This window comes from Methylobacterium sp. E-041 (assembly GCF_022829665.1).
Taxonomy (GTDB): domain Bacteria; phylum Pseudomonadota; class Alphaproteobacteria; order Rhizobiales; family Beijerinckiaceae; genus Methylobacterium.
This window is the reverse complement of sequence record NZ_JAKSYQ010000180.1, coordinates 73,952-98,014: the sequence shown is the minus strand read 5'-3', so window position 1 is coordinate 98,014 and position 24,063 is coordinate 73,952. Positions and strand designations below refer to the sequence as shown.

Here is a 24,063-nt window from a genome sequence, read left to right as displayed (position 1 = left end):
TCACGGGGCGACGGGTGCTTCGTCTATCTCAGCAGAGTGCCGATCCCAACCCCAGCCGCTCGGAGGGCAATACTCAATCAGAGATTTGTCTCTGTCCATGGGACCGAACTTCATCCTCAATCTGGGAAACCAACTGATCGATCTGCCCATCCTCGAAGATTTGCGGAGAGAACGGGGCCTTTCGCAAGATATCGACCGCTGCCCTATAGGCGGGCTTAAGCTCGTCGTTTTGCGGAGCACCGACAACAAAGTGCAGTTTGATATCGACCGTTGCACCATCTGCGACAGCAGATAAATGGCCTCTCCATTTTCTGGCTTTATCCTTGATACCTTCTGCGTCGGCTAAGTCCAGAGACAGAGGGGTATAAGCGTGCCAGCTCCCATTCTTCCAAGCATGTTGAAATTTGATCGTATCCGTTGCCCCAGATACGACCTTTTCTTCAAGAGTCACTGGAATTTTGCGCTCGGCAATTAGATCCCTGACCGGGCGCCAAACTTCCTCATCTGTTCGACGGGGGTGTGGTCGCCCGTCATATCTCGCGACTTGTCGGGTGTAGATCCGATCCAAAGCCTTTGCAGGATCATCGGTCGTACCAACACAGAGGGGCGACCATTGAAGAGAACTGTTATCTAGGGGAACGGCTTTGTAAGCGAGAGAAAGAGCAGTTCTCTCCCCTTCAAACAAATCCCCTCTCTGAAAATCTGAAGTAACCCGAGCAACGCAGCGGTGGGCAGATGCCATCACGGCCTTAAATGCATGAGCATCAAGGTCTGGAAAAACATTCTTCGTTCGCCCAAGGGTGGCGCGAATTTTATGAAGAAGCCTTTGCTGTGCTGGGACGTAAAGCACAACCCCAACGTTGATGAACTCGCCCGTCATGACATCATGGATGTAGCGCAGGACGGTGTAGCTGTATGGCGTCCTTTCCGTCATGCGAGCACCCGTTGCACCTCTGTCAGGCACGCGTCGATATTGTCGCGAGCCTCCTTGATTAACGCCACCGCAGCCGCTGCGACGCCTGCGCCCGCCGCCCATTCCGGCGGAAGTAACTGGGCATAGCTATCGATCCGCCCATCAGACAATCCCACCCATGCAGCCCGAATGGGGCCGAAATCAATCTGCCGTCCGCGGAGGCCGGCTCGGAAGATGTGGTAGCCCGGCGTTTCCATCGCTCTGAGCCCGCCCTGAGCCCAGGGCGGCCGCCAGCCGATGACAAGGCCATGAGTGAAGGCGAGTTCATGATCGATAATTCGGATTGCATCTCCACGGACTAAACAGTTCGGATTGTCGCTGCGACGATCGACGTTCTGAGTGATCCCATCAAATGCGAAAACTGCGGTGGCAAGCGGGGCGTGAATGTCGAGAAGGGTTGTCCCCGTACTCCACGCTGTGAACTGCGGGCCAGCGAACTTCGATCCGAACGCCACCCGCGCGCTGGCCGCGATCCGCGCCCGTAAGGAGGCATCTGGAATGATGCTTACCCACTGATCATCGATTTCGATTAGCACGGGTTCGGGAAGTGGAAGGCCCAAATCACCTGCGAGACACGCAGCGATGACCTCACGAATAAGATTAGATACCCCCTCGTCGCAAAACGCAGAAAATTTAGCGATTACATCAATGTTATCGCCATCCTGCTTTTCGCAGGTGAGAATTACAGGCTGTGTGCGACCGGACGGGCTTACGCGGACAAAATCTACTGGACGAACGCGAGCGAGCATCGAACGTTTATACTCCCGATCGCCGTTCGTGATCTTTTTAAAGGCGGCTACCCCCTTCGGCCTTTAACCTAAGGTCGGAACTCGCGCTCTAATTTTTTCTCGGGTCGCCTAGCGGCTCGCCAGCTGGCGCCTTCCGCTCCCGGAACCGGATGCCGGCGCCGCCCCCGTTCTCGGGGATGAACTCCAGGCCGGCTCGCTCAAAAGCCTCGACCAAGGCGCGGTTATTCAGGGTCGTTAGGCGCCGGGATGGCTTCCCGTCCACGCTGCGGACCGTCTCAAACGCCTTGATCGTCGGCAAGGGGACGCCCGACGCCTCTGACAACCCTTTCTGATCCATTCGAGCCAGTGCGCGACCTGCGCGGCACATCTCGGGCGTCAATTCGATCACGCGATCATCTCCGATCCTGTCGCTAGAAATATAAGATGCGACCCCCGTTGACAAGGCTGAGCGTTTGTCGCCATAAGTATCGGGTTAGATTTTAAGAGACATCCGATGCGCTACGCCAACCTCATCCCCGCCTCGCACATCGCCCGCAGCGCCGACCCGCGCCTGACCGCCGATGCCCGCCGCGCCTTCATCACCGCGAAGGCCGCCGTCGTCTCCGCCACCGAGAGCGCCAAGCGCTTCGCTCGCACGACCGCCCCCCTGGTCAACCGCGACGGCACCTTCGACCGTTCGGCGATCATGCGCGCTGCGACCCGCTCGGCTCAGGCCCGCATGGAAGTGACCGGCGACGCCTGGGGCGTGTGCATGTCCTACGCCCTCAAGGGCGCCTGGGCCGCCGCCAAGGCTTCCCGCGCCTATCGCGCGCACTGAGGGGGTCGCCATGCTCACCACCGCTCACGCCACCGTCGCGCCCGCCATATCGGCCGACCCCGTGTTCGCTGCGATCGAGACGCACCGCGAAGCGCTCCACGTCTACGAGGCCGAGGTCTACTACCAGAAGCGGAAGCGGAAAGGCCGGTGGGTCGCGAAGGAGGAATTCCGCGAGGCAGCCGACATCTACGACACGATCACGTCCAGGCTCGCCCTCAGCCCCATCGAAACGCTCGCCGGCCTGCGTGCGCTCACGGCCTATCTCGCCAGCCTGAACGCCTATGGGCAGGTTGCGGGGAACGCCTGCCTCTATGCGATCGAGGTCTGGCACCTGTCGGACGCGATGGCGACGATCGCCGAAGCGATGGCCCGGCTGCTGCCGGCCGACGCTCCGACCTCGACGCACTGAGGCCGGACCGATGGCTGACTTCTCCCGCCGTACCGTTCTCGGTGCCTTCCTTGTCGTCGTTGCGTCGCGGATGCCTGCCATGGCCTCAGACGGCGTGCTGCCGGCGATCCGCTGGGCCGAGACCGCCGACGCCGCCTACTCCGCTTCGGGCCATGTCGCGGCCGACCTGGCTGCCGCCGGCCAGCTCATGCCCGCTGGCTGGCGCGCCTACCGCACGTCCCTGGCTCGCGTGCGCCGGCTGGCCCGCCTCGACCTCTACGCGCTCACGCCGACGACCCCGGAGTCTGCCGCGGCGCTGGCGGCCTATCACACCTCCCGCGGCGAGCGTGCCGGTAGCACGGGGGCTCGACGCGCCGCCCGCCGCCGGCTCCGCAAGGTGTTCGCCCGGCCAGGCGCCGTGTTGCCGCCTCACCCGACCTGAACGCCTGAAGTCCAGCCTTCCTCAATCCCTGAAATCACGAGCCCCTTGGAGCCCGAACGATGTCGCACGCCCGTACCATCACGCTCGACACCGCCGCAGACCCGATCCACGTGGCGATCCAGCGCCATTGCGCCGCGATCCTGGCCTACCTCGATGCGCCCTCGCTCATCACGAACGACGACCTCGACGCCGCGACCGATGCCCTGATCGCAACGCCCTGCGCGTCCCGGTTCGGCGCGCTTGCTCTGCTCAAGCACCTGAATGGCTGGCTCAATGCCGCCGCCGACTTCGCCGATGGACACCAGCCCGCCTACAGCCTTGCGAAGGCCCGCGCCGCCGACCTGACGCTGTTCCTCGGCACGAACCTGCCGCCGATCGCGATCCCCTATGCCTTCCCGTCCGGGCGGCTTCCGGCGGTCCCAACCCGCACGTTGCCGGCGGTCGACCGCTACAGCCATTCCGCGCCGTCTGCGCTGCCGAACGAGTCCCTGCCCGGCGAGATCGAGCCCTGGCAGGCCGTCGCCGCGGTTCGGCCCGACACCGCGTTCGTCCGCGCCCGCCGCTTCTTGGATGCCGGCGCCGAACTGCTGGCCGCCGTGGCGATCATCGGCGGCGGCTGCATCCTCACAGGTCTCGCCTCCCTGGTCTGAAATCCCGAACCACCGACACGCGGAAACCCTGAAACACCGAAAGTCTGACATGCGCAATCCCTTCAAGCGTTCCCCGAATGTCGATCCAAAGATGGTTCTGCGCGAGCGGATCGCCGGCATCAAGGCCAAGGCTTCGGGCCTCACGGCCGAGACAAGCCAGGGCCGCCGCGCCATGCTGGCCGGGTCTGTGGCCGCTGCCATGCCGTTGCCAGCGCTCGCCGCCACCGTCCAGGCCGGCGACCGCGAGACCGAGTTCTTGGCGCTCGCCCCCAATCTCCTGCCCTTGATCCGCCGCATCGGCCCCGCGCAGGCCGAGGCCCATCGCCTCTACAGCGCCGGGGATGCTGCGGCCGGGGATTATCCGGGCTGGACCCGTGAGGACACCAGTGCAGCCGATGCCTGGAGTGAGAAGGCCAAGGCAACACGGGACGCCAACGGATATTCGGAGGCGTGGACCTCGGCGAACCATCTCTGCATCGCCCTCGCGCGTCTGGCCGACCCCTACATCAACGAGCCGATGCAGACCCTTCCGGGCATCATGCTCAAGCTTGCGCTCGCCGACTTGGGGGAATGGTGGAGCGAGAGCGCCCTAGCCGATGTGTCCCGGCTCGCAGCCGAGCACTTCGGCCTGCCCGCCCCCGAGCCGTTTTTTCAGGAACTTGTCGAGGCCGGTGTGGAGCCAGATGACGAAGACGAGGACACCGCCGCTGCTTCCACTGTTCCGACGATCGCCTGAGGGGAGCGCGCATCATGACCAAGCACAACGCCGCTCGTCCGCAGGTTCAGCCGGCAGCCGTACACGCTGACCAGCGCGACCGTGCCGCCCGTCTCCGCGATGCCAGCGGGCGGTTCACCAAAAGCCAGGATGCCACCCCTGCGTCGTCGGCGGCAGGCGGCTTGCCGGCCCAGAGCGCTACCATCCCGGCCCCAGCCGGCGCCCCTGACGATGCCTATGCTCTATCCGTTAACGATGACAGCCTTGGGCTGCACGCAGCCCCCGGCTCTGCCATCGTGGTCGCTCCAACCATGCCGACCGGGGCGGGGCTGGCCGTGTTCTACCTCAAAGGGCGAAGCGGAAACGTCGTCTACGATCTGACGCATGGGTTTCGCCCGGAGCGCACAATCGCTTTCGCTCCAGACTCGGAACTGATGCCACTGATTGAGGTGGTCGTGCCAGGAACGGGCCAGACCGGAGGACTACGCGCCGAGATCGTTGAAAAAATTCACCGCGTTGTCGGGGTCTACACGCCCGTCGAGGTCGCTGATAATGCTCCGTCGCTTCCGTCCAAGCTGCCCGTTCTCAGCGAGTGCCCCGAGGGTATGGGCGAGCAGTATGCCTATGATGCAGCGGCCTACCCTCTCGTTCGGAAAGGGGAGACCGTTGTCTACGACCCGTCTCGGCGCGAGCCGACGCACGGCGCCTTGTACGTGATGCAGTGGGACAACGGCAGCGCTCGTGACGTAATGCTGACCAATCTCCGCAAGGTCGGGGGGCAGGGCGAGGCGCGGTGGTGGGTCGATCCGGTCAATCGCATCGGAGTTGGGACGCGCTACGCGAGCGACGGTCCCTACGATGCCGATCACTTGCGCGGAAAGATCGTCGGCGCCGTCGTCGGCGTGCTGGTGCCTCAGCGGGTGAGTGAGTTGGTACAACCCAAAACGGCAGATGAGATCTACGCGGCTGCGGAGCGGGAGCGCAAAGCGGTGGAACGCGCGGCCCTGAACACCGTGGGCCTCACGAGCGGAGTATCGGCTGAGGTGCGAGCCGCGATCATGCGGCATGGCGAGGTCATGCGGGAAACCGAGCTTCAAGGCGATGAGACGGACGAGGAGTTCAACCTAGACGCAGATATGCAGAACGAGGCCGAGCATGCGGTAGCGCATACACCCGCTCATACCAATCGACGCTTGGGGTGACTCACGGGGTTTCGTTGCGTGGGCGGATCTGATTCGATGAGGCGAACCGGGAGGGTTTGCCATGTCGGCTGCGGTGGCGTTGCGGCAGGATTTCACGGCCGATGATCTGCGGAGGCTGGCCAGGGCCGGCCGGGATGCGGGTCAGGGCCGCCGTCTGCTGGCGTTGGCCGAGATTTACGATGGCGGCAGCCGCACGGACGCCGCCCGGATCGGGGCGGTGAGCCTGCAGACGGTGCGCGACTGGGTTTTGGCCTTCAACGCCGAAGGACCGGTCGGCCTGATCGACGGCAAGGCACCCGGCAACCGTCCCAAGCTGAACGAGACGCAGCGCCAGGCGCTGGCGCGGATCGTCGAGAGCGGGCCGGACCCGGATCGGCACGGGGTCGTACGCTGGCGGCTGAAGGATCTGGTCGGATGGATCTACGCCAGCTTCGGCGTCAGCCTGGACGAAAGCACGGTGGGACGCACGGTCAAGCACCTCGGCTTTCGCAAACTCTCGGCCCGCCCGCGCCATCACGAGCAGGATCCGGCCGCCCTGGTGGCGTTTAAAAAAGTCTGCCCTTCGCGGTGAACGCGATCCGCGCAGGCTTGCCGGCCGGCACGGCCATCGAGGTCTGGTGGCAGGACGAAGCCCGTGTCGGCCAGAAGAACACCCTGCCGCGTCGCTGGGCACGCCGCGGAAGCCGGCCCTCGGCCCCAAAGGACCAGCGGACCGCCCATGCCTACATCTTCGGTGCGATCTGCCCCGAGAAAGGCAAGGGCGCCGGTCTCGTCATGCCCCGTTGCGACACCTCCGCTATGAACGAGCATCTGAAGGAGATCAGCCGCATCGTCGATCCCGGCGCCCATGCCGTGCTGATCCTCGACGGCGCCGGATGGCACATCGCACACGACCTCGTCGTGCCCGACAACATCACCCTGCTCACGCTGCCGGCCTGCGCACCGGAACTCAATCCGGTCGAGAATGTCTGGCAATTCCTGCGCGACAACTGGCTCGGCGACCGGATCTTCACCTCCTACGACGACATCCTCGATCGGTGTTGTGAGGCCTGGAAACGCTTCGTCGCCCAACCCTGGCTCATCATGTCCATCGGACTGCGCCAGTGGGCCTATCGGTTATGATCAATGCCGGTTGGTATTAGGTCTGTGCTGTTGCGGTGAAGCGCCTGCCCACCATGCTCACCACTGTCCAAGTCCTTGCTCGTTACTCACCGGCACATTAGGCCGACCTAAAGTCGGAAAAGGTGCATGGCCGGGCAACTCAATAAGAAAGTGCTTTGCTTCGTGGATGAGTACGGCACCGCGGGAGCGGGCGACCTCTATCTAGGCGCTACCATCATGCTCGCGCGCGAAGCTGGGCGCATCGATAAATGTTTTAGCGACCGCCTGGAGTCGAGCGCCAACGAAGTGCACGCCGTCCAAATGGATGATGGATACTTGCAGGGGCTGTTAGATCGCTTTTGGCAAGGCGTTCCTAAGAACTCGATCTTGATGCTCAACCGAAAGTGCGGCGCCGTCGGTGGTTCTGCGCCGACGCTTTATGCCAGCGCTTTGGTCGAAACCGTAAAAATCGGGCTGAAGCGTTTTCGGAGTGAGGTGCTCAAGCAAGACACAATCGGGAACGTGGATCTTATTCTCGATATCAACCACCACAATAGCCATGCAGACTTTGATGCTGCGATCGAAAAAGCTCGCGCGGAAAGCGGCAGCTTCCGAGGCGTAAACAGCGTGGCAAAAATCGACTCAGCCGCTTCCCGTATGCTGCAGCTCGCGGACGTGGTGGCGTACTCGCGCAAATGAATCGTCAACGAAAATACGAATGCAGCTGGTCTGCACGAGCGCTATGGCATTCAGGTTTTATAGCCAGAAATGCGAAAAGCCGCCCATATGAGGCGGCTTTTCAAAAACTTGGCAGGAAGGAGTGTGGTCGGCAACCGGGGGTTTTATCCACCGGGTAACCACGGTGCTCGACAAGCGCGCGGCCGGACAAGTCACCTGCAGGACCTTCCTGCGCCCCTTTTCTACCGCCATTCCCTTTTTTGCTCAAGGGAAAAATGAGCCTGAAAAAACATGGCGGCAAAAAACCATGCCCATTCAGCCGGTGGAACGGATGTGAGCAAAAAAGGTTCCAGCTCATTCCTATTGGCCTAATTCGAAACCCCAGATCTCGGACCACCTTTCTTTGAAGCTCGTGAAGCAGGCCAGCGCGCAGGTGGGAAAGAGAATTCGAATTTTTTGCAATTTCGGCAGAAAATTAAATTCGACGCCGGCTTATTCCCGGTGGCCAGTCGACCAGTTTTTTCTAGGCCGGTCAGAATTTAAAACATATCGGTGGCACCTGATGCGGTGAGAGCCCCCTTCGGTTCCAGAGTTTTGACCCCCCCCTGCTCTGGTCAGCGAAGGGTTGAATGGTCCCGCGGAATTCGAGGAACCAATCAATTCGATCGGATGGCGCAATCACTCGGCTCGCCCTCGCGGGAGGGGGGGGGCATCGAAAGTCTGAAGGTCTAGGGCCTCCAACCCCACCAGGTGCCGAGCGCACAAAACTTTTTCGGCGTCCCAGAATTTCAGGCTCACCTATTTTGGCAAATCTCGAATCCCAAATTGGCTGATACCGACGATCACCGTTGCACGCCGTTGCGCTCTGGATCGAGGCGATGGCGTGCAGAAGGTATCAGGCCGCCTACGCAGATCGTCGAACAGCACCGACCGTCGTCGGTGAGATCCCGAGGCGCCGAGCTATTTCCCGATCGCCATGCCCCTGAGCCAGGAGAGCACGAATAGCGGCGTGCCGTTCGGCTCGGGTTGGGCGGCGTGCCTGTACAGAATGGAAGGGGCCGGTCTGGCTCGGATTTGAACTATAGGATGGGGTCTCGTCTCGCTCGCGAAGCCGCTGTCCCATGCGCTCAATATCGGCGCGCAGGGTGGCTACCGCGGCGCGGTGGTCGTCTCTGCTCTGCTCAGCCTCGCCGTCTGCCCAATGGCTCAGCCACGCTCCGCGTGCGCGCATATCGTGGAGGGAGCGCGCCGGCAGGGTGTTGAGGATCTCTGCCACGATCTGCTGGCGCGCCTCGGTGAATAGGTGCGGCTCGTGATAGCCGTCGACGGTGTAACGCTCACGGGTGAGGCGATCGGTGGCCTCGTATCCAGCCCATGTCGCAGCGACGGTCTCGGGCATTGGCCATGCTTGGCAGACGGCATCCCGCACAGTGGCCGGCATTTGGTGACGAGACCCCAGGCTGCCCCAGCCGTCGAGGTGGTAATCCATTTCCCACGTCTCATGAGGCCCGAGGAGCGGCTCGCACGCGGCGCGCAAGGCCTCTTCCATTGGGGTATCCGCGAACACCGCACCTTCCGACCCGTGCCGCTCAAGGATCGCCGCAACCTCGATCCGCAGGCGCGCATCTCGCTTGATCCACTCACCCCGAACTCGGGCTGGCTCATGAACTCGGCGAAGGAATCAGCCATAGCCCGAGCGGGCGCCTTCGGGGCGTCCAATTTGGACAAGGCCTGCTCAACGGTGAGCCCGGCTTTACGGGCAAGGGTCTTCATCCGTGCAGCGGCCGCCGCCTTCTGGCCGGGTTCGAGGTGCTGTCGTGCAGAGCGAGGACCTTAGCGAAGGTCTGAAGGCCGGCCGTCATTCCACGCTCCCGGTCGGGTGCCGCGCGCACGTGGTCGCCACATCCTCGGCCGCTTCTTTTTTTCTTTTTGCAGACACGGTCCGACGGCCTCGCGCTGGCGGATGGTCACCACCAGCGGCGGCGACCATCGAGATTTGAATTATCAGTAGGTCGAAGTCAGGTAGGGGGCGACGGTCTGGAAGGCATAGGCGTAAGCAGCCGGATAGGGTGCGTTCAGGTCAGAGTCCTCGCCGTAAAGACGTGCCCAGAACTCGGCGAGGCTCATCACAGACCTGACGTCCGGGCCCATTCCATATTCGGTCCACCGCATTCGGCGAGCGAGCTCGAGTGGGCCACGATGTGCAGCCTCGGCAAGGGCCAGCAATTCGGCCCGATCGCTAATTTCCCCGAAGGCGCGGACCGCCTCGAATTGCGCGACCGCTCATTCCTGCTCGGGCGAACCGTCAGACATCCAGGGGTGCATCCGCTTTCGGCCCGTCATGATGCACGCCCTCCGATCGCAGGGCGACGCTTGGTGCGGCGCTCGACGACGACAAGTGGCCGAGATGCCGGCTCCTGCACAGCGGGCGCGGGCGACAGCGGTGGCGACGGCTCGGGTTCGATCAGCGCTTTTTCGGTCACCACTTCGACAGGCGGGGGCAGCACCGCGTCGACCTCACAGAACACCGCGAACTCGCTACCGAGGCGCTCGGCCATTACGACGGCCTGAGCTCTCGCCTCGCCGGCGAAGGCATGGTCGTAAGGTGTTTCCCCGAGGGTGATCAGCCGGCCCCTTCGATCATCTCGCCTGACGATGATGAAGCCGCCTCGTATCGTGGCCGGCGGCTTATTGGGGTTGGGCGTCGGCACGTTCGTGGCGAAGGCCCTTTATCCGTCGGTGCTCATCAGGCCTGCCCTCCAAATTCGAGGCGATTGCCGATGTCCTGCAGGCGATCGAGCCGCGCCAGGTCGTCGGTAATTCGAGACAGGAGCGAAGCACGGAGCGTCTGAAGTGCCGACCGCTCGGGATCAGCGTCGCGCATCGCGGCGATCGCGACCGTGACAGGGCCACGCCGAGGGCGTGCGTGCGGGTCGGCCGGAGCCGTGATATCGATATTCATGATCGGATTTCCTGCTGAGAGGGTTTGGTCGAGGCTCGGGGGCGCTGGCCGGCGCTTCCCGAGCCGCTTCGTTCAGCGTCGGGCCGTTGCAGCAAGCTGATTGGCGAGATTGCCGAGTTCGACGATCATCCCCGCCGTGACCGCACCGTGGGCGTAGGATTGCGTTTCGACAGCCTCGAGAGCTGCTCGGGTCGCCAGAGGGCAGACGGTCTGCTCAACCCAAATCCCGAACTGCAGCGCGGCCATCATCATCAGCACGAGCGTCCGGTGATCTACGGGCGGATTATTCCAGTCATCGCCGATGCAGACGGAATCCAGCAGTTGCTCAAATTCGGCACCGGTGAAATCACGGCGGCCGGCATTGGCGTAGCTCTTCTCAGCCATAACAACGGCCATCGTGACCGCCGGGTGGATCAGGGTAGAGACGCGGTGAACGTCCTTTTATTTTTCAGACATGACTGCTCCTTCGGGCGTCAGCCCGGCTGCACACCGCCACAGGTCGCGGCGGATCTCTGGAATGATGGATGCCTAGAACGAGCTCCGCGCGTTCCCCGCTGCCGTAGGCCCGTCCTCGCAAGATATTAAGAGTAGTGACGCTTCCGTCACTGGGCCTTGTAGTGACGCTTCCGTCACTGTCGTGAGTATCACTAGCGTCACTGGAAACGGTAACGCTTGCGTCACTGGCTTTTGAATTTATTCCGCCGCCCTTCGTAATTGCGGAATTGAATTGGCCTCTTGTTTTTTGCGTGGAGCTCGTCGCGCTGCGGCGGATTGGCGAACCTGCTTCGCGGCACGTTCGGCGGAGGCGAGAGTCTGGAATCGCCGCCATCGTGCATTCGCAGGCTCACCGGTTGCCGTCGGCAGCCATGAGAGACGGAACAGGTTCGGTTTGCCTGGAAGATCGCCGTAACCCCGTGTTCCTTTCTCGACGAGGTCGACGAACCCCATTGCGACCGCCTCGTTGATCGCGGAAACGATGCTTCCCCGCCGGATCCCGAATTGCTCGAAATTGTCAAAGGTCACCGGCAGAGCGCCATTCAAGGTGCCCGCGTGGCTCATGTGCTCAATGGCGATCCGATCCACTACCAATCGGGCGTTCCCGGACATCACGCGCCAGGTTGGCGATTCGATCATCTCCTTCGTGAGCCAGATGAAGGGCTCGCCACCCGGTGCCTGATTGCGCTTGCGGTGTTTCGAGTCAGCGAGTTCCGTCGTCGACCTTCCTGTTGCGTCGGCTTTTCGGCCGAAGAGGTGGTCGTTATTCACGCGACGCCTCCCGGAACTGCCGACGAGCGGCAGTACCCCGCCCGGATATTCCCCTCGATCGCTATTAGCTCCGCCTGGATCATCTCGAGCGTCACACCGCGGCGTTCGAGGGTGCCCCGCTGGATCTGCAATTGGCGCTGCAGGTGCGCCTCTGCCTTCGCCGTCGTCGCTGCATTCGCCATGTGGTCGGCGTGCCGGCTGATGAACGCACGGTCGCGGGAGCGTGGAAAGGGCAGGACGATCGCTGTCACGCGGCGCTCTCCTGGGCTTCGATCCACCGTAGGATCGTGCTGCGACGGGCGCACAGCGTGCCGCCGAGTCGAAATGTCGGAAGACCGAGCTTGTCGGCGGCGTGGTAGACGCGGCGCTTGTTCGTCTCGGTCGCATCGCCAAACATGAATTTGGCGATTGCCTCAGCTCCGGTCATCATATCCTCAGCTAGAGGCAAGCCGGTATCGTTCGCGCCAGAGAGGCGCGCTGCATGCGTGCTCATTACTGATCCTTTTATTTAGAGATAACATCCGATACTACTAACAGAGTTCTTTGACTTATCGTTATTACTTCGCGCCTGTCGGGAGTGCTTCGTTTTGCCAAAGCAATGGGCGATCCATACAAACCTCGTCCAACACGTCGAGTGCTCGGAATTCCGAACTCATCCTCCGTCGTCTCATTGATTAAAATAAAGACGTGAGCAACAGGGCGATTAAACTGAACCTCGATTTCAAGCTCAGCTGATTCTAGTTTAAGCTTTAGTTCCGGTTTTCCGCAAATTTCTACAAGCTCGACAATGGCCGAAAGTAGGCTTTGCCCTTCCTCACATACTCCAGGATATTCAGTCTGCGTCTTCCAGACGTTTTTGAGGTCTCCAAAATACTTCACAAACTTAGGCGCATCCTTCGCGGTAATCGAGGAATTCAAGCCAATCAGAAATCGGGCTGCATCAAAGGAGCTCATATGTGCTGCACCGCGGCCCCGGCCGGCCTGAGTGAGCAGTCCTGCCTCTCGGAGATAGCGAGCAACGCCGCTCGCATACGCGGTCTCGACGCCTTCTATTTCTGCAATCCTTTCCACCAGGGTGCTTAGAAGTGCCATTGCGTCCGACCGCTTCTTCTGTAACCGTTGCAAATGAAGCCTGCAAGCGTTATCTGCGATCGTAGCAGATAAAATCGCATGGTGCTTCATACACGGTGCGGTTTTCCAAGGCGTGGAGAGGAGACTCAATGGCGACGATTCGAAAGCGGACGCTGCCGAGCGGAAAAACCGCTTGGTTGGCGAGCTACAACGACAGCGGTGGCGAACGACGCTTCAAGCAATTTCCAACACGGAAGGAGGCCGATGCCTTCATGGTCCGCGTGCGGGGAGAGGTGGCAGTAGGAAGCCACGTGCCGGACCGGGCCGCCAGTACGGTCGATCAGGCCTACGCGTTGCTGATCACGGCGCTAGAAGCAGACCAGGCGGCCGGCGCCACAATCCACAATTACCGGGTCTATTACCGGAATCACGTGGCGCCGTTCCTCGGCACGCGGCTGCTGCCGAAGCTGCACCCGGCCGATATCGGCGATTGGTTGGAGAAGCTGAAGGCCGAAGGCCGGACAGATGACACCTGCCGCCGGGCCCGGATCGTCCTCGGTGCGGTCTACGATGAGGCGATTCGGCGCCGCCTCGCCTACGTGAACCCGGTCCGGTCACTACGCAGCCGCAGGAAGACGCGGCGGGCGGAGATCCGGCAGGCCGAGAACACCGTGCACATTCCCGAGCGGGAGGTCGTGAGGGCGCTCCTGGCGACCGCGGCGGACACAGAGGCACTGTTCCTAATCGCGCGCGAGCGGACGGCCGCAGGGCTTCGCACGATCGATGTTCGGCGCATCGACACGGCGCACCCCATTCGGTCAGTGCGCGCCTTCCGAGCCGAACACCCCACGGCCGAGGTGGACACCTTCCACGCGGCACGCTGGCTCCGGCCGTTCCTCGCTACGTTGGCGCTCGCCGGCCTGCGGATCGGAGAGGCGAGGGGACTCGACTGGTGCCGTGTTCGGCCGGAGGATCTTCAGGTTCGCGAGGCGGTCGACCGCTACAACGTCCGCGACGCGGTGAAGACCGTGGCGGCCCTTCGCAGCGTTCCCGTCGGCCCGCAGCTCGCCGGGATCCTCGCCAACTGGAAGGCCACGAGCGAACGCGCCAACGGTCTCGTCTACCCGTCAGAGAAGGGGACGCCGATCGGCTATCCGAACATCGTCAACCGTCAGCTCGCGCCGCTTCAGATCGCCCTCGGCATCGTCTCCGCCGACGGCTCGCCGCGGTGGACGGCTCACAGCTTCCGGCACTTCGCCGTGAGCCTGTGGATCGATGAGGGGGCCGCGATCAAGCAGGTGTCCGAATGGGCAGGGCACGAGAGCCCCGAGTTCACGCAGCGGGTCTACGGCCACCTGTTCGATGCCGGCCGGACGGACCGCCGAGCGATCACCGCGGGTGAGATTTCCGTGCTCGGTGCGGCTGAGCCTGCAACACGAGCGCAACACGGCAACGACAACGCCTCCGAAACCCAAGCCTCCGCAATAGCTTAGTTCTACGCTTCGGCCGCCTTCTAAGCGGCAGGTCGTTGGTTCGAGCCCAACCGGGGTCGCCACCGCTCCGTGCGGCCGCAGACGGCGCGAGACGCTGTCGGCATCGGCACCCAATCATCGTCCGGTTCTACGATTCGGCATCGCGTCTGGTGCCGCCTCTGCCCCGCACCGCATCGTCGACCAGGGCATCTCCGATACCTCCTTCGGACGATCGGGACCGTCGGAAGGGTTCCGCGTGAGGAAAGCCCGCGGGACTTCGCGCCCAATCGCAGGATCGACAATCATCAAAAATTAAGACAAGTCCGCCGCGATTGCGTTACTTGGGTCTCGTCAACTCAGTTCCGACTTGGAGGCACCAATGATCCCTTATCGCGTGAGCGTGCTGGCACCCAACGCCGACGACGACCGAAGCCATAAGGTGATGGTGTTCGGCACCTATGCCGACACCGATGGCGAGGCCTTGCGGACCGTGTCCGGCGCGATGCCGGACGGGTGGCGGGTGGATCGCATTGCCGGTCTTCTGTCTCGGGCCGAGGTCGAACAGCTGCGCCTCGCTCACGGCGAGGTCCGCGAAGTCTCGTCCTTCACCATCGATGGCTTGCTGACGCCCGAGGATGCGCTCTATGCCAGCCAAGAGCGTTCGCGGCCCGAAGCGCCGTGAGTGCCCGGTGAGCCGGATGGCGGGCTCATCGCGGGGCGAACACGGTGATGTTGCTGTTGAGCTGATACGTTCCGGTCGGCGGCGTGTTCACGAAGCGCAGGTAGATCGGGCTCTCGCCGAGGATCGCGCCGAAGGACGGCGTGACCGGCATCGGAAAGCACTTGGCGAGGGCCGCGTCGGCCGCCTCCTGATAGTGCCGCTGCGCCTCGGCATCGCCCTTAAGCTGGCGCGCGATGATGCGCGGCGTGCCGCGGATCGCCCCCGTCTTGTCGAGGCCGAAGCGGTAGGCGAGGAGCGAGCCGTCCGTGCCCGCCGGCACCGTCCAGCACGTCGCGAGGGCGGACCGCATGTCCGCCCAGTTGTTGGCTCGCGCTCGCGCTTCGGGTTCCGCCCCGGCCGGCCCGGCGATGCCGCAGAGCACCGCCGCGGCGGCGGCGAGACGGGCGGGGACCTTTCGCATCGGCGAGCGCTCCTGTGGGAAAGGCGCCCCTTCGCGCCATCCGCGTCAACGTGCCGAAGGCCGCTCGGGCTTCACGTCCGTCGCGTTCCGCGCGCCTCACCGCTTTCCCCCTCGGATCAGCCGGAGACCGCCCATGCCCGGCGGCAGGTCGGGCGGGCCGGCCCGGTCGAGATCCGGAAAGTGGGCCTGGCACCTTGGCACGTACTGGTTGCCCCTTCGCGCGCCCGGTCGTTCCCGCCAGGGGCAATCGAGGGCGATGCGCTCCAGCACGTCCGCCAGCGGGGTCTCCGGGCCGAACTTCGCCGCAAGGCGCGCGAGGCGGTAGCTTCCGCTCCGGTGCGGGCAAAGGGTGCAGGCCACCCGGACGACGATGAAGGGGTAGGCCGCGAGGCATGGGACCTCTGGCCGTCTCGGTGGCACCGCATCGACTCCCTGGCTCAACCCACGGTGAGAACGAACAAGGAACGAGGCATGCCACCATTGGTTCGGTCAAGCTCGCTCCCGACATGCCTCCGGGATCTGTCCCGGGCTTGGCCGCAGGGCGGGGCGGCGACCGGGTGGCGAACTGGTCCGGCGGATGCTTAGAGACCCGCCCGCCACCGCAGGGATGCCGATGCACTGGCCCGCCGCCTACGCCGACTTCAACGTCTTCCGTCGCCGCCGGAGGCCCGAGCTGCGCTGCGCCGTCCGGCAGGATCGTCCGGTCCCGCGCTTCATCGACGGCGCGATCTGGGAGTTCAGCGGCACCGTGGTGGGCGAGCGGCCGCCGGCCGGCTTCCAGTCGCTGGAGGCCCATGAGGCGATGCTTTCGGCCGGCTACTACCTGTTCCGGTCGCCCGGCGCGCGGAACTGATGGCGGCCCTTCACACCGCGTCCACCTCCTCGAGATCGAGCGTGAGGGTGGCCCGCATGACGACCTTGCCGTTCTGGTCCCGGACGATGGCGAGGTAGTCCTGTCGGTCCGAGACGGCGTCGAGCAGCTGGGCCACCCGCCGCATCACCTGCACCAGCCGCGCCTGCGCGGCCGCGATGTCGGGGAGGTCGAAGCCCTGGGTGTCGCGGACGAAGTTCGTTCCGTCGTGAAGGTCGATGTAGAACAGCGGCATCGCGCGCACCTGCCGTCGGCAAGCCCGCTCCGTACTACGCAGGGGGCGGCGTCCGGTACGGATACGTGGTCGCAGGTCGCACCCGGACCGTGGCGTCGTCGGCCGCGGTGAAACCTCCGCAGGATGCTTCGCATCGCGTGCACGGGAGCCGCTTGGCTGATAGGGTGCGCGCCATGGATGATGCACGCCTCGAAGAGGCTCGCGCCCGGCTCCTCAGGGTCTCGTCGCTGCCCGACCTGGTGGCCGCCCTGCGGGACACCGCCCGTACGATCGCTGGCGCCGACGGCATCTCGGTGGTGCTGCGGGACGGCGAGTTCTGCCACTACGTCGCCGAGGACGCGATCCGGCCGCTGTGGAAGGGGCGCCGCTTCCGGCTGCAGGACTGCATCTCCGGCTGGGTCATGCTGAACAAGCGCCCGGCCGTCGTTCCCTACATCGAAGGCGATCGTCGCCTGCCCGTCGAAGCGTATCTGGCGACGGCGATGTGCAGCCTGGTGATGATCCCGATCGGAGTGCCGGAGCCCGTGGCGGCGCTCGGCGCCTACTGGAGCGCCTGGGTCGAGCCCGACGACGCCACGGTCTCGCGCCTGCAATCGCTCGCCGACATGGCGACGGCAGCCCTCGCGCGCATGCGCCCGGTGGCAGGCGGCGCCCTCCTGGAGCCAGCACTCAGCGCCTGAGCAGGCCCCCCGCATCGGCGTCCCGACGCGTCGCGCAGGATCGAAGCCATGGGCTGCCGGGACGATCCCCGAAGAACGCCCGCGCTGTGCCGGAACGTCGCACCCCAACCCTGGGTTAGCAAACGCGTGGTTCACGCCGAAACCAGGGAGAAACGCCATGAAAATCCTCACGCTGGCTCTCGCCGGCACGCTGATGCTCGGGTCGGCCGCCATCGCGGCGGAGGGTGGCTCGGGCACCACCAAATCCGGGACCATGAACAGCACCGGCCCGAACGACGCCGGTGCCGGGTCGTCCCCGGGCGCGGCCGGAAGCGGCCCGACAACGGGCGACAAGAGCCGCTCCGGAACGTCCAACAGCACCGGCGCCAACGATGCCGGGGCCGGCTCGACGCCCGGCGCATCCGGGAAGGGCACCGCCGCACCGACCCGCTGAGTCGCGGCCGACCTGAATCGGGTGCCGGGCTCCAGCCCCGGCATCCGCCTGCGATGAGACGCGCCGCCGGTGCGGACTCGACGAACGGTCGAACCTTCGCCACCCCCCGCGCGCGATCGCGAAAGCCCGATCCGCCCCGCGGAAGACCGGCCGGCGTGGTGGGCGCCGGGGAACGCACCGCAGCAGCCGACGTTCTAGCCGGGAAGCGCGGCTGTTCGCGCCCGGGTCCTCTCAGAATGTCTACGCCCAACCCCGGTCCGAGGAGCCCGTCGTCGGAGGACGGCTCGGTCGTCTGGATCCTGATGCTGGGATCGGCGCTGATCGCCCTCGTGGCGGCGCAGACCCGGAAAGGCACGCCGGCGGTCCAGCCCGCGGCCGAGCGGGTGGTCGAGCGGCGTCCGCCGCAGCGAGTGGCGCCGAGCGGGCAGGCGGGAGCGCGCTCGCATTCCGGCCGGGCGGCCCAGCGCATCGCCGAGACCCAGCCCGAGCGCGGCCGCGCCGCGACCAACCCGACCGAGATCACCGCCGCCGGCTGGAAGGACGTCGCGGTGCGCACCTTCCTCGAGTTCAACAAGGACCGGGTCCTGTCGGTGGCGGCGGGCGTCACCTTCTACACCCTGCTCTCTCTGTTTCCGGCGGTCGCGGCGCTCGTCTCCTGCTACGGCCTGTTCGCCGACGTGAACGTGATCAACGATCACCTCGCCAGCCTCCAGGGCGTGCTGCCGTCCGGGGCAATCGAGATCATCGGCGATCAGGTCAAGCGCATCGCCGCCAAGGGCGGCGGCACCCTCGGGCTGACGTTCTTCACCAGCCTGGTGCTGTCGCTGTGGAGCGCCAACGCCGCGATGAAGGCGATGTTCGACGCGCTCAACGTCGTCTACGAGGAGGAGGAGAAGCGCAGCTTCGTCATGCTGAACCTGCGCTCGCTCACCTTCACCGTCGGCGCCCTGGTGTTCACGATCTTCGCACTCGCCTCGATCGTGGTGCTGCCGGTGGTGTTCAACTTCATCGGCATCAGCGCCGGCGCCTGGTACGTCGCGGCCCTGCGCTGGCCGGCCCTGGTCCTCGTGCTGCTCGGTGGCCTGTCGCTGCTCTACCGCTACGGCCCGAGCCGCGAGCGCGCGCGCTGGCGCTGGGTCGGCGTCGGCAGCCTGGTCGCCGGCCTGCTCTGGCTCGTCGCCTCGCTGCTGTTCTCCTGGTACGTGGCGAGCTTCGGCAACTACAACGAGACCTACGGGTCGCTCGGCGCGGTGATCGGCTTCATGACCTGGATCTGGATCTCCTCGACGATCGTGCTGCTCGGCGGCGAGATCAACGCCGAGATCGAGCATCAGACTGGGCAGGACACCACGACGGGCGCGGCGCTCCCGCTCGGCGAGCGCGAGGCGCGCATGGCGGACACCGTCGGCGCGGCGGCGTGACGGGCTCGCAGCGTCAGCCCTCCGGCCCCATATCGGGTGGATCATGCATGCGGAGGACGCGATGAGCGGATCGGACACGATGTCGGCGCCGGAGACCCGGACCGAGGCCGAGTGGCGGGCGGTGCTCTCGCCCGAGCAGTACCGGGTCTTGCGCGAGCACGGCACCGAGCGCGCCGGAACGAGCTGCCTGCTGGCCGAGAAGCGTCCCGGCACCTTCACCTGCGCCGGCTGCGGCACGCCGCTCTTCGTCAACGAGACCAAGTTCGAGTCCGGCACCGGCTGGCCGAGCTTCTTCGAGCCGCTGCCCGGCGCGGTGGAGACCCAGGTCGACCGCAGCCACTGGATGGTACGCACCGAGGCGCATTGCGCGCGCTGCAAGGGGCATCTCGGCCACGTCTTCGACGACGGCCCGGCGCCGACCGGCCTTCGATACTGCATGAACGGAGCATCCCTGGCGTTCACGCCGAAGGAGCCCGGGCCGGACTCGGTTTGAGGCAGGATAGTAAACGCTATCCAAGGTCCTGCGCCGCCGCGGTCTTGATTTCGGCGGCTTTTTGCTTAGTCCCTGAGTGATCGATGGGCAGCGAAGGCCCTGTCCGAAGCGGACGTGACGCGTGCGCCGCCAGGATCGACCCGCGGGACGGCCTCGCGCTCTGCGTGTGGCGCGGCCTTTCCAGCGGTCTTCGTCGCACGGAGCAGAACGGGCCGAACGGCCGGCGGTCACCGACCGCCGGAGCGTCCTTGAGCGGAGGTTGAGTATGAGCGTCGTCCGGCGGTTTCTCGTGGCACCGGCCCTGGTGCGTCTGATCCGCAAGGAGCGCGGCGGCGCCCGTATCACCGAAGGCTACTTCGCGCCGCAGGGCGGGCGGACCTCGTTCGTCCGGGTCGACGGGCAGCAATGCCATCTCGTCCTGATCACCAAGGATGCGGAGGGCGCCTCCGCCGAGGAGCGCACGGACGTGCCCCGCGCGCACGGCGACGCGCTGCTCGACGTCTGCTCTGGCAAGGCCGCCTACGACCGTACGGCGGTGTCGCTCGGGACGAAGGAGGCGGTGATCGACCGCTACGTCAGCCCGGGCAGCCTGGATCTCGTCAGCGTCACCTTCGACGAGGCCGGCGAGGCGTCGGCCTTCACCGCGCCGACCTGGTTCGGCCGCGACGTGACCGAGGATGCCGCCTACGACCGCCAGGCGCTGGCGCTCCAGGGCATTCCCTCCACCGGCGAGATCGGCCTGAGCAATGCCGCCCTCGATGCCGTCCTCGACCTGATCGAGCCGCGCTTCGGCTTCGGCCGCTACGGCGCCAACACGCGCTCGGGCGAGAAGCCCGCCGAGAAGGACGGCGTCGTCGACGCGCTGCGCCGGATCGCGGGCACCGGTGCGCCGGCCGCCGCTCCGGTGGCCGCCGCCGTCGCCGCGGCTCCCGTCGTCGAGGCGCCGCCGCCCGCGCCGGAACCGGCCGCAGCCGAGCCGGCGCCGGAGCCCGCAGCCATCCACCCACCGGAGCCGGAAGCCGCCGCCGAGACGGCACCTCAAGATGCGCGGATCGACGACGTGATCGAGAGCCTGTCCCAGGCCCTCGGCGCCGCGATCCAGCAGCCGCAGGAGCCCGCCTCCGACGATCCGGCCTCGACCTTCGAACGCTGGACCGTCCGCCCCCGGCGCACGCAGCAGACCTGAGCGTCTGCCGCTTCGGACCCCGACGTCACCGACCTTCGAGGACCGCCGTTGCCCCCGCAGCGGCGGTCCTTCGCGTTTGGCGGGCGACCTCAGTTGCGGATGATCACGCTGGCGCCGCCATGGCTGCGGGCGAGGCCGAACAGCCGGCTGGCATGGCCGGGCGCGAGGCGGATGCAGCCGTGGCTGGCGCGCCGTCCGAGATGGCCCACCGCGTAGGTGCCGTGGATCGCGTAGCCGCCCCGGAAGAACATTGCGTGCGGCATCGGCGAGCCGTGATACTTGTGCGAGCGCCACATCGGTGCCATCAGCCCGACCCGGAAGTTGCCGTTCGGGGTGACGTAGCCGTTCCGTGCGGTCGAGACCGGCCAATCGTGCGAGAGCGCCCCGTCGACGTAGACGCGCATGCGTTGGCGCGACTGGTCGATCTGGGCGACGATGCCGGCGCTCGCGGGAACGACGAGGGCCAGGCTCAGGAGACCGCTCGCGGCGGTGAGGACGGCACGGACGAGGGGCACGACGAAGCTCCGGTGCTCGGAAAGATCGGCCGACGGACGCGGACGTCCGGCGTCGACTTCGACGCGACCGCGATGACTTCAGTGCCCACTGTACTCTGCCGCGAAAAGACCGTTTTTCCTGTAGGAACAGGTTTTTGTCACACCTTCGGCGTGTCGAAATACTCAGCCGCCGTTGAGGCCCGAAGCCAACTTCGCTAGCCTCCGGCCAAATGGGAGGGTGCACGGCAAGCGTGCACGGGCGAGATCATGGCGCAGGCGATGCACGGTTCGACGAACGTAGCGGTGACCGAGAAGGCGATACGCCCGGATCCCTGGTACAAGGTGCTCTACATCCAGGTGCTGATCGCGATCGCGCTCGGCATCCTGCTCGGCTACCTCAGCCCAGATTGGGGCAAGTCGATGAAGTGGCTCGGCGACGGCTTCATCGCCCTGATCAAGATGATGATCGCGCCGATCATCTTCTGCACCATCGTGCACGGCATCGCCTCGATCGGCGACCTGAAGAAGGTCGGCCGCGTCGGCCTCAAGGCGCTGATCTATTTCGAGGTCGTCTCGAGCTTCGCGCTGCTGATCGGCATCATCGTCGGCGAGGTGGTCCGGCCGGGCGCAGGCTTCGGCGCCGACCTGTCCAAGCTCGATGCCAAGGCGGTCGAGGGCTACGCCAGCAAGGCGGCCGCCGACTCCACCGTCGCGCACATCCTCGGCCTGATCCCGAAGAGCTTCTTCGACGCGATGGCGACCGGCGACCTGCTGCAGGTGCTGCTGATCTCGATCCTCACCGGCTGCGTGCTGACCGGGATGGGCGCCAAGGGCGAGGCGATCACCCACGGCATCGACGCGGCTGGCCAGGTGTTCTTCCGCATCATCGGCCTGATCGTGAAGCTCGCTCCCATCGGCGCGTTCGGCGCGATGGCCTTCACGGTGGGCCAGTACGGCATCGGCAAGGTCATCGACCTCGCCTGGCTGGTCGGCACCTTCTACACCACCTCGCTGCTGTTCATCTTCGTGGTGCTCGGCGGGATCGCGGCCTTCTGCGGCTTCTCGATCTTCAAGTTCCTCGCCTACATCAAGGACGAGCTCCTGATCGTCCTCGGCACCTCCTCGTCGGAGACGGTGCTGCCGCACATGATGACCAAGATGAAGCGCCTCGGCGCCTCGGATTCGGTCGTCGGCCTCGTGATCCCGACGGGCTACTCGTTCAATCTCGACGGCACCAACATCTACATGACGCTCACGACGCTGTTCCTGGCGCAGGCGGTGGGCGCGGACCTGACCTTCGGGCAGTACGCGACGATCTTCCTCGTTGCGATGCTGACCTCGAAGGGCGCCTCGGGCGTCACCGGCGCGGGCTTCATCACCCTGGCGGCGACGCTGGCCGCGATCCCGGGCACCCCGGTGCCGGTGGCGGCGATGACGCTGGTGCTCGGCGTCGACAAGTTCATGTCCGAGTGCCGCGCGCTGACCAACCTGATCGGCAACGGCGTCGCGACCGTGGTCGTCTCCCGCTGGGAGGGCGAGCTCGACAAGGCCAAGCTCAACCAGGTGATGGCGCACCCCGTCTCGATCGGCACGCACATCTCCGACGAGACGCCCGAGCCGATGACGGTCGAGAGCGGTCCGCGCGCGCCGAAGGTCGCCGCCGCGGAGTGAGCGCATCGCATACCGGGGCGGCCCACCGCCTCGGCATCGATCTCGGAGGCACCAAGACCGCCGGCATCGTCCTCGATGCCGGCGGTCGCGTTCTGGCCGAGGCCCGCCTTCCGACACCCCGGAACGATTACGCCGGCACGGTGCGAACGATCGCGGACCTCGTCGCCAGGCTGGAGGCGGAGGCGGGCGGCACCTGCACGGTCGGCGTCGGGATGCCGGGCGCGATCTCGCCGGCCACCGGCCTCGTGAAGAACGCGAACTCGCACTGGCTCAACGGGCAACGGTTCGGTGCCGATCTCGAGACCGCGCTCGGACGGTCCGTCCGCATCGAGAACGATGCGAACTGCCTCGCCGTGTCCGAGGCGGTCGACGGCGCAGGCGCCGGGTCGAGCCTGGTCTGGGCGGTGATCCTCGGGACCGGCGTCGGATCGGGCATCGCCTGGGATCGGCGCCCGCTCGCCGGCCGCGGCCGCATCGCCGGGGAATGGGGCCACAACCCGCTGCCGCGGCCTGGCGACGACGAGCGGCCCAGCCCGGCCTGCTATTGCGGACGTCGCGGCTGCATCGAAACCTGGGTGTCGGGGCCGGGCCTCGCGGCCGACCACGCCCGCCGCACCGGGATCGCAGTCTCGGGCGAGGCCGTGGTCGGGGCGATGCGCGAGGGCGACGTCGTCGCGACAGCGACCTTCGCCGCCTATCTCGACCGGCTCGGCCGCAGCGTCGCGCACGTGGTCAACATCCTCGATCCCGATGTCGTCGTGATCGGCGGCGGGCTCTCGCGGGTCCCGGAACTGATCGCCGGCCTGCCGGCGGCGACCGCACCGCACGTCTTCTCGGACCGCTTCGACACGCCGATCCGCGAGAGCCTGCATGGCGACGCCTCGGGCGTGCGCGGTGCGGCCTGGCTGTGGAACGCCGGATAGCCCGGCGCTCGCCCGCGACGCGCGAAAA

The 24,063-nt window shown here is 65.5% G+C and carries 35 protein-coding genes; 19 read left to right on the top strand and 16 right to left on the bottom strand.

From position 1 onward, the window contains the following. Nucleotides 1-73: 73 nt before the first annotated feature. The 3 genes from MKK70_RS16800 to MKK70_RS16790 form a co-directional block, all read right to left on the bottom strand. Nucleotides 74-934 (bottom strand): DUF3037 domain-containing protein, encoded by an 861-nt coding sequence (locus MKK70_RS16800; RefSeq protein WP_243949004.1) that lies wholly within the window; start codon nucleotides 932-934, stop codon nucleotides 74-76. Continuing rightward, nucleotides 931-1,722, bottom strand: coding sequence for a HipA family kinase (locus MKK70_RS16795; protein ID WP_243949003.1), 792 nt, complete (start codon nucleotides 1,720-1,722; stop codon nucleotides 931-933). The genes MKK70_RS16800 and MKK70_RS16795 overlap by 4 nt, the downstream gene beginning before the upstream one ends. A gap of 88 nt (nucleotides 1,723-1,810) precedes the next feature. Beyond that, nucleotides 1,811-2,110, bottom strand: coding sequence for an XRE family transcriptional regulator (locus MKK70_RS16790; protein ID WP_243949002.1), 300 nt, complete (start codon nucleotides 2,108-2,110; stop codon nucleotides 1,811-1,813). A gap of 105 nt (nucleotides 2,111-2,215) precedes the next feature. Between MKK70_RS16790 and MKK70_RS16785 the strand changes: the two genes are divergently transcribed. The 9 genes from MKK70_RS16785 to MKK70_RS16745 all read left to right on the top strand — a co-directional run bounded on the left by MKK70_RS16785 (nucleotide 2,216) and on the right by MKK70_RS16745 (nucleotide 8,052). Further along, nucleotides 2,216-2,539 (top strand): hypothetical protein, encoded by a 324-nt coding sequence (locus MKK70_RS16785; RefSeq protein WP_243949001.1) that lies wholly within the window; start codon nucleotides 2,216-2,218, stop codon nucleotides 2,537-2,539. 10 nt (nucleotides 2,540-2,549) lie between these two features. Then, nucleotides 2,550-2,948, top strand: coding sequence for a hypothetical protein (locus MKK70_RS16780; protein ID WP_243949000.1), 399 nt, complete (start codon nucleotides 2,550-2,552; stop codon nucleotides 2,946-2,948). A 79-nt stretch (nucleotides 2,949-3,027) separates the two neighbouring features. Continuing rightward, nucleotides 3,028-3,369 (top strand): penicillin-binding protein, encoded by a 342-nt coding sequence (locus tag MKK70_RS16775; RefSeq protein WP_243948999.1) that lies wholly within the window; start codon nucleotides 3,028-3,030, stop codon nucleotides 3,367-3,369. A gap of 59 nt (nucleotides 3,370-3,428) precedes the next feature. Beyond that, a complete protein-coding gene (locus tag MKK70_RS16770) occupies nucleotides 3,429-4,019 on the top strand; it encodes a hypothetical protein (protein WP_243948998.1) in 591 nt (196 codons plus the stop codon). Nucleotides 4,020-4,068: 49 nt separating this feature from the next. Next, a complete protein-coding gene (locus MKK70_RS16765) occupies nucleotides 4,069-4,755 on the top strand; it encodes a hypothetical protein (protein WP_243948996.1) in 687 nt (228 codons plus the stop codon). Between the two features lie 14 nt (nucleotides 4,756-4,769). Beyond that, complete coding sequence (locus tag MKK70_RS16760) at nucleotides 4,770-5,936, top strand: hypothetical protein (protein WP_243948994.1); 1,167 nt, start codon at nucleotides 4,770-4,772, stop codon at nucleotides 5,934-5,936. A 61-nt stretch (nucleotides 5,937-5,997) separates the two neighbouring features. After that, nucleotides 5,998-7,058, top strand: a protein-coding gene (locus MKK70_RS16755) for an IS630 family transposase (RefSeq protein ID WP_243948992.1) whose coding sequence is annotated in 2 segments (ribosomal slippage) — nucleotides 5,998-6,490 and nucleotides 6,490-7,058 — 1,062 coding nt in all. Because the reading frame shifts where the segments join, the coding sequence is not laid out codon by codon here. Nucleotides 7,059-7,184: 126 nt separating this feature from the next. Next, on the top strand, nucleotides 7,185-7,736 hold the full coding sequence (locus tag MKK70_RS16750) for a DUF3800 domain-containing protein (RefSeq protein ID WP_243948990.1): 552 nt from the start codon (nucleotides 7,185-7,187) through the stop codon (nucleotides 7,734-7,736). 163 nt (nucleotides 7,737-7,899) lie between these two features. Continuing rightward, nucleotides 7,900-8,052 carry a hypothetical protein gene (locus MKK70_RS16745; RefSeq protein ID WP_243948988.1) on the top strand — a complete coding sequence of 51 codons (153 nt, stop codon included), beginning with the start codon at nucleotides 7,900-7,902 and terminating at the stop codon, nucleotides 8,050-8,052. 567 nt (nucleotides 8,053-8,619) lie between these two features. Here the strand turns inward: MKK70_RS16745 and MKK70_RS16740 are convergent. The 9 genes from MKK70_RS16740 to MKK70_RS16705 all read right to left on the bottom strand — a co-directional run bounded on the left by MKK70_RS16740 (nucleotide 8,620) and on the right by MKK70_RS16705 (nucleotide 13,125). Next, nucleotides 8,620-9,264: a helix-turn-helix domain-containing protein gene (locus MKK70_RS16740; protein WP_243948986.1), complete on the bottom strand. Its 645-nt coding sequence runs from the start codon at nucleotides 9,262-9,264 to the stop codon at nucleotides 8,620-8,622. A gap of 455 nt (nucleotides 9,265-9,719) precedes the next feature. Beyond that, on the bottom strand, nucleotides 9,720-9,842 hold the full coding sequence (locus MKK70_RS30665; protein WP_279603682.1) for a hypothetical protein: 123 nt from the start codon (nucleotides 9,840-9,842) through the stop codon (nucleotides 9,720-9,722). A gap of 212 nt (nucleotides 9,843-10,054) precedes the next feature. Next, nucleotides 10,055-10,426 carry a hypothetical protein gene (locus MKK70_RS16735; protein WP_243948984.1) on the bottom strand — a complete coding sequence of 124 codons (372 nt, stop codon included), beginning with the start codon at nucleotides 10,424-10,426 and terminating at the stop codon, nucleotides 10,055-10,057. 35 nt (nucleotides 10,427-10,461) lie between these two features. Then, complete coding sequence (locus MKK70_RS16730; RefSeq protein WP_243948982.1) at nucleotides 10,462-10,677, bottom strand: hypothetical protein; 216 nt, start codon at nucleotides 10,675-10,677, stop codon at nucleotides 10,462-10,464. A 72-nt stretch (nucleotides 10,678-10,749) separates the two neighbouring features. After that, nucleotides 10,750-11,061, bottom strand: a complete 312-nt coding sequence (locus MKK70_RS16725) for a hypothetical protein (protein ID WP_243948980.1) — start codon at nucleotides 11,059-11,061, stop codon at nucleotides 10,750-10,752. Nucleotides 11,062-11,370: 309 nt separating this feature from the next. Beyond that, on the bottom strand, nucleotides 11,371-11,943 hold the full coding sequence (locus MKK70_RS16720; protein ID WP_243948979.1) for a hypothetical protein: 573 nt from the start codon (nucleotides 11,941-11,943) through the stop codon (nucleotides 11,371-11,373). Then, nucleotides 11,940-12,194, bottom strand: coding sequence for a DUF6074 family protein (locus MKK70_RS16715; RefSeq protein WP_243948978.1), 255 nt, complete (start codon nucleotides 12,192-12,194; stop codon nucleotides 11,940-11,942). The genes MKK70_RS16720 and MKK70_RS16715 overlap by 4 nt, the downstream gene beginning before the upstream one ends. Beyond that, nucleotides 12,191-12,436 (bottom strand): DNA-binding protein, encoded by a 246-nt coding sequence (locus MKK70_RS16710; protein ID WP_243948977.1) that lies wholly within the window; start codon nucleotides 12,434-12,436, stop codon nucleotides 12,191-12,193. The genes MKK70_RS16715 and MKK70_RS16710 overlap by 4 nt, the downstream gene beginning before the upstream one ends. A gap of 11 nt (nucleotides 12,437-12,447) precedes the next feature. Then, nucleotides 12,448-13,125: a hypothetical protein gene (locus MKK70_RS16705; protein ID WP_243948976.1), complete on the bottom strand. Its 678-nt coding sequence runs from the start codon at nucleotides 13,123-13,125 to the stop codon at nucleotides 12,448-12,450. Nucleotides 13,126-13,163: 38 nt separating this feature from the next. Between MKK70_RS16705 and MKK70_RS16700 the strand changes: the two genes are divergently transcribed. Further along, entirely contained in the window at nucleotides 13,164-14,507 is a 1,344-nt protein-coding gene (locus MKK70_RS16700) for a tyrosine-type recombinase/integrase (protein ID WP_243948975.1), read from the top strand. Between the two features lie 358 nt (nucleotides 14,508-14,865). After that, nucleotides 14,866-15,168, top strand: coding sequence for a hypothetical protein (locus MKK70_RS16695; protein ID WP_147859572.1), 303 nt, complete (start codon nucleotides 14,866-14,868; stop codon nucleotides 15,166-15,168). A 25-nt stretch (nucleotides 15,169-15,193) separates the two neighbouring features. On the opposite strand, the gene MKK70_RS16690 is transcribed toward MKK70_RS16695, so the two are convergent. Beyond that, nucleotides 15,194-15,628, bottom strand: coding sequence for a hypothetical protein (locus MKK70_RS16690; RefSeq protein WP_243948974.1), 435 nt, complete (start codon nucleotides 15,626-15,628; stop codon nucleotides 15,194-15,196). Nucleotides 15,629-15,724: 96 nt separating this feature from the next. Next, nucleotides 15,725-16,048 carry a hypothetical protein gene (locus MKK70_RS16685; RefSeq protein WP_147859570.1) on the bottom strand — a complete coding sequence of 108 codons (324 nt, stop codon included), beginning with the start codon at nucleotides 16,046-16,048 and terminating at the stop codon, nucleotides 15,725-15,727. 193 nt (nucleotides 16,049-16,241) lie between these two features. Between MKK70_RS16685 and MKK70_RS16680 the strand changes: the two genes are divergently transcribed. Beyond that, nucleotides 16,242-16,481: a hypothetical protein gene (locus MKK70_RS16680; protein WP_147724686.1), complete on the top strand. Its 240-nt coding sequence runs from the start codon at nucleotides 16,242-16,244 to the stop codon at nucleotides 16,479-16,481. Nucleotides 16,482-16,491: 10 nt separating this feature from the next. Here MKK70_RS16680 and MKK70_RS16675 read toward each other — a convergent pair whose 3' ends face one another. Next, complete coding sequence (locus MKK70_RS16675) at nucleotides 16,492-16,734, bottom strand: DUF6894 family protein (protein ID WP_147724688.1); 243 nt, start codon at nucleotides 16,732-16,734, stop codon at nucleotides 16,492-16,494. A 173-nt stretch (nucleotides 16,735-16,907) separates the two neighbouring features. On the opposite strand from MKK70_RS16675, the gene MKK70_RS16670 reads away from it, so the two are divergent. From MKK70_RS16670 to MKK70_RS16650, 5 genes are all read left to right on the top strand, one after another. Continuing rightward, nucleotides 16,908-17,414, top strand: coding sequence for a GAF domain-containing protein (locus tag MKK70_RS16670; RefSeq protein ID WP_243948973.1), 507 nt, complete (start codon nucleotides 16,908-16,910; stop codon nucleotides 17,412-17,414). Between the two features lie 157 nt (nucleotides 17,415-17,571). Further along, nucleotides 17,572-17,847: a hypothetical protein gene (locus MKK70_RS16665; RefSeq protein ID WP_147724692.1), complete on the top strand. Its 276-nt coding sequence runs from the start codon at nucleotides 17,572-17,574 to the stop codon at nucleotides 17,845-17,847. 236 nt (nucleotides 17,848-18,083) lie between these two features. Continuing rightward, a complete protein-coding gene (locus tag MKK70_RS16660) occupies nucleotides 18,084-19,268 on the top strand; it encodes a YihY/virulence factor BrkB family protein (RefSeq protein WP_243948971.1) in 1,185 nt (394 codons plus the stop codon). Nucleotides 19,269-19,329: 61 nt separating this feature from the next. Beyond that, complete coding sequence (gene msrB / locus MKK70_RS16655; protein ID WP_147729550.1) at nucleotides 19,330-19,761, top strand: peptide-methionine (R)-S-oxide reductase MsrB; 432 nt, start codon at nucleotides 19,330-19,332, stop codon at nucleotides 19,759-19,761. Nucleotides 19,762-20,026: 265 nt separating this feature from the next. Beyond that, the gene (locus MKK70_RS16650; RefSeq protein WP_243948969.1) at nucleotides 20,027-20,947 is read left to right on the top strand and encodes a hypothetical protein; all 921 of its coding nucleotides are present in this window, start codon (nucleotides 20,027-20,029) and stop codon (nucleotides 20,945-20,947) included. An 89-nt stretch (nucleotides 20,948-21,036) separates the two neighbouring features. Here MKK70_RS16650 and MKK70_RS16645 read toward each other — a convergent pair whose 3' ends face one another. Further along, a complete protein-coding gene (locus MKK70_RS16645; RefSeq protein ID WP_243934567.1) occupies nucleotides 21,037-21,462 on the bottom strand; it encodes a L,D-transpeptidase in 426 nt (141 codons plus the stop codon). Nucleotides 21,463-21,720: 258 nt separating this feature from the next. Between MKK70_RS16645 and MKK70_RS16640 the strand changes: the two genes are divergently transcribed. Next, nucleotides 21,721-23,112 carry a dicarboxylate/amino acid:cation symporter gene (locus tag MKK70_RS16640; RefSeq protein ID WP_243948967.1) on the top strand — a complete coding sequence of 464 codons (1,392 nt, stop codon included), beginning with the start codon at nucleotides 21,721-21,723 and terminating at the stop codon, nucleotides 23,110-23,112. Continuing rightward, nucleotides 23,109-24,035 carry an ROK family protein gene (locus MKK70_RS16635; protein WP_243948965.1) on the top strand — a complete coding sequence of 309 codons (927 nt, stop codon included), beginning with the start codon at nucleotides 23,109-23,111 and terminating at the stop codon, nucleotides 24,033-24,035. Before MKK70_RS16640 ends, MKK70_RS16635 begins: the two co-directional genes overlap by 4 nt. The last annotated feature ends 28 nt before the right edge of the window (nucleotides 24,036-24,063 follow it).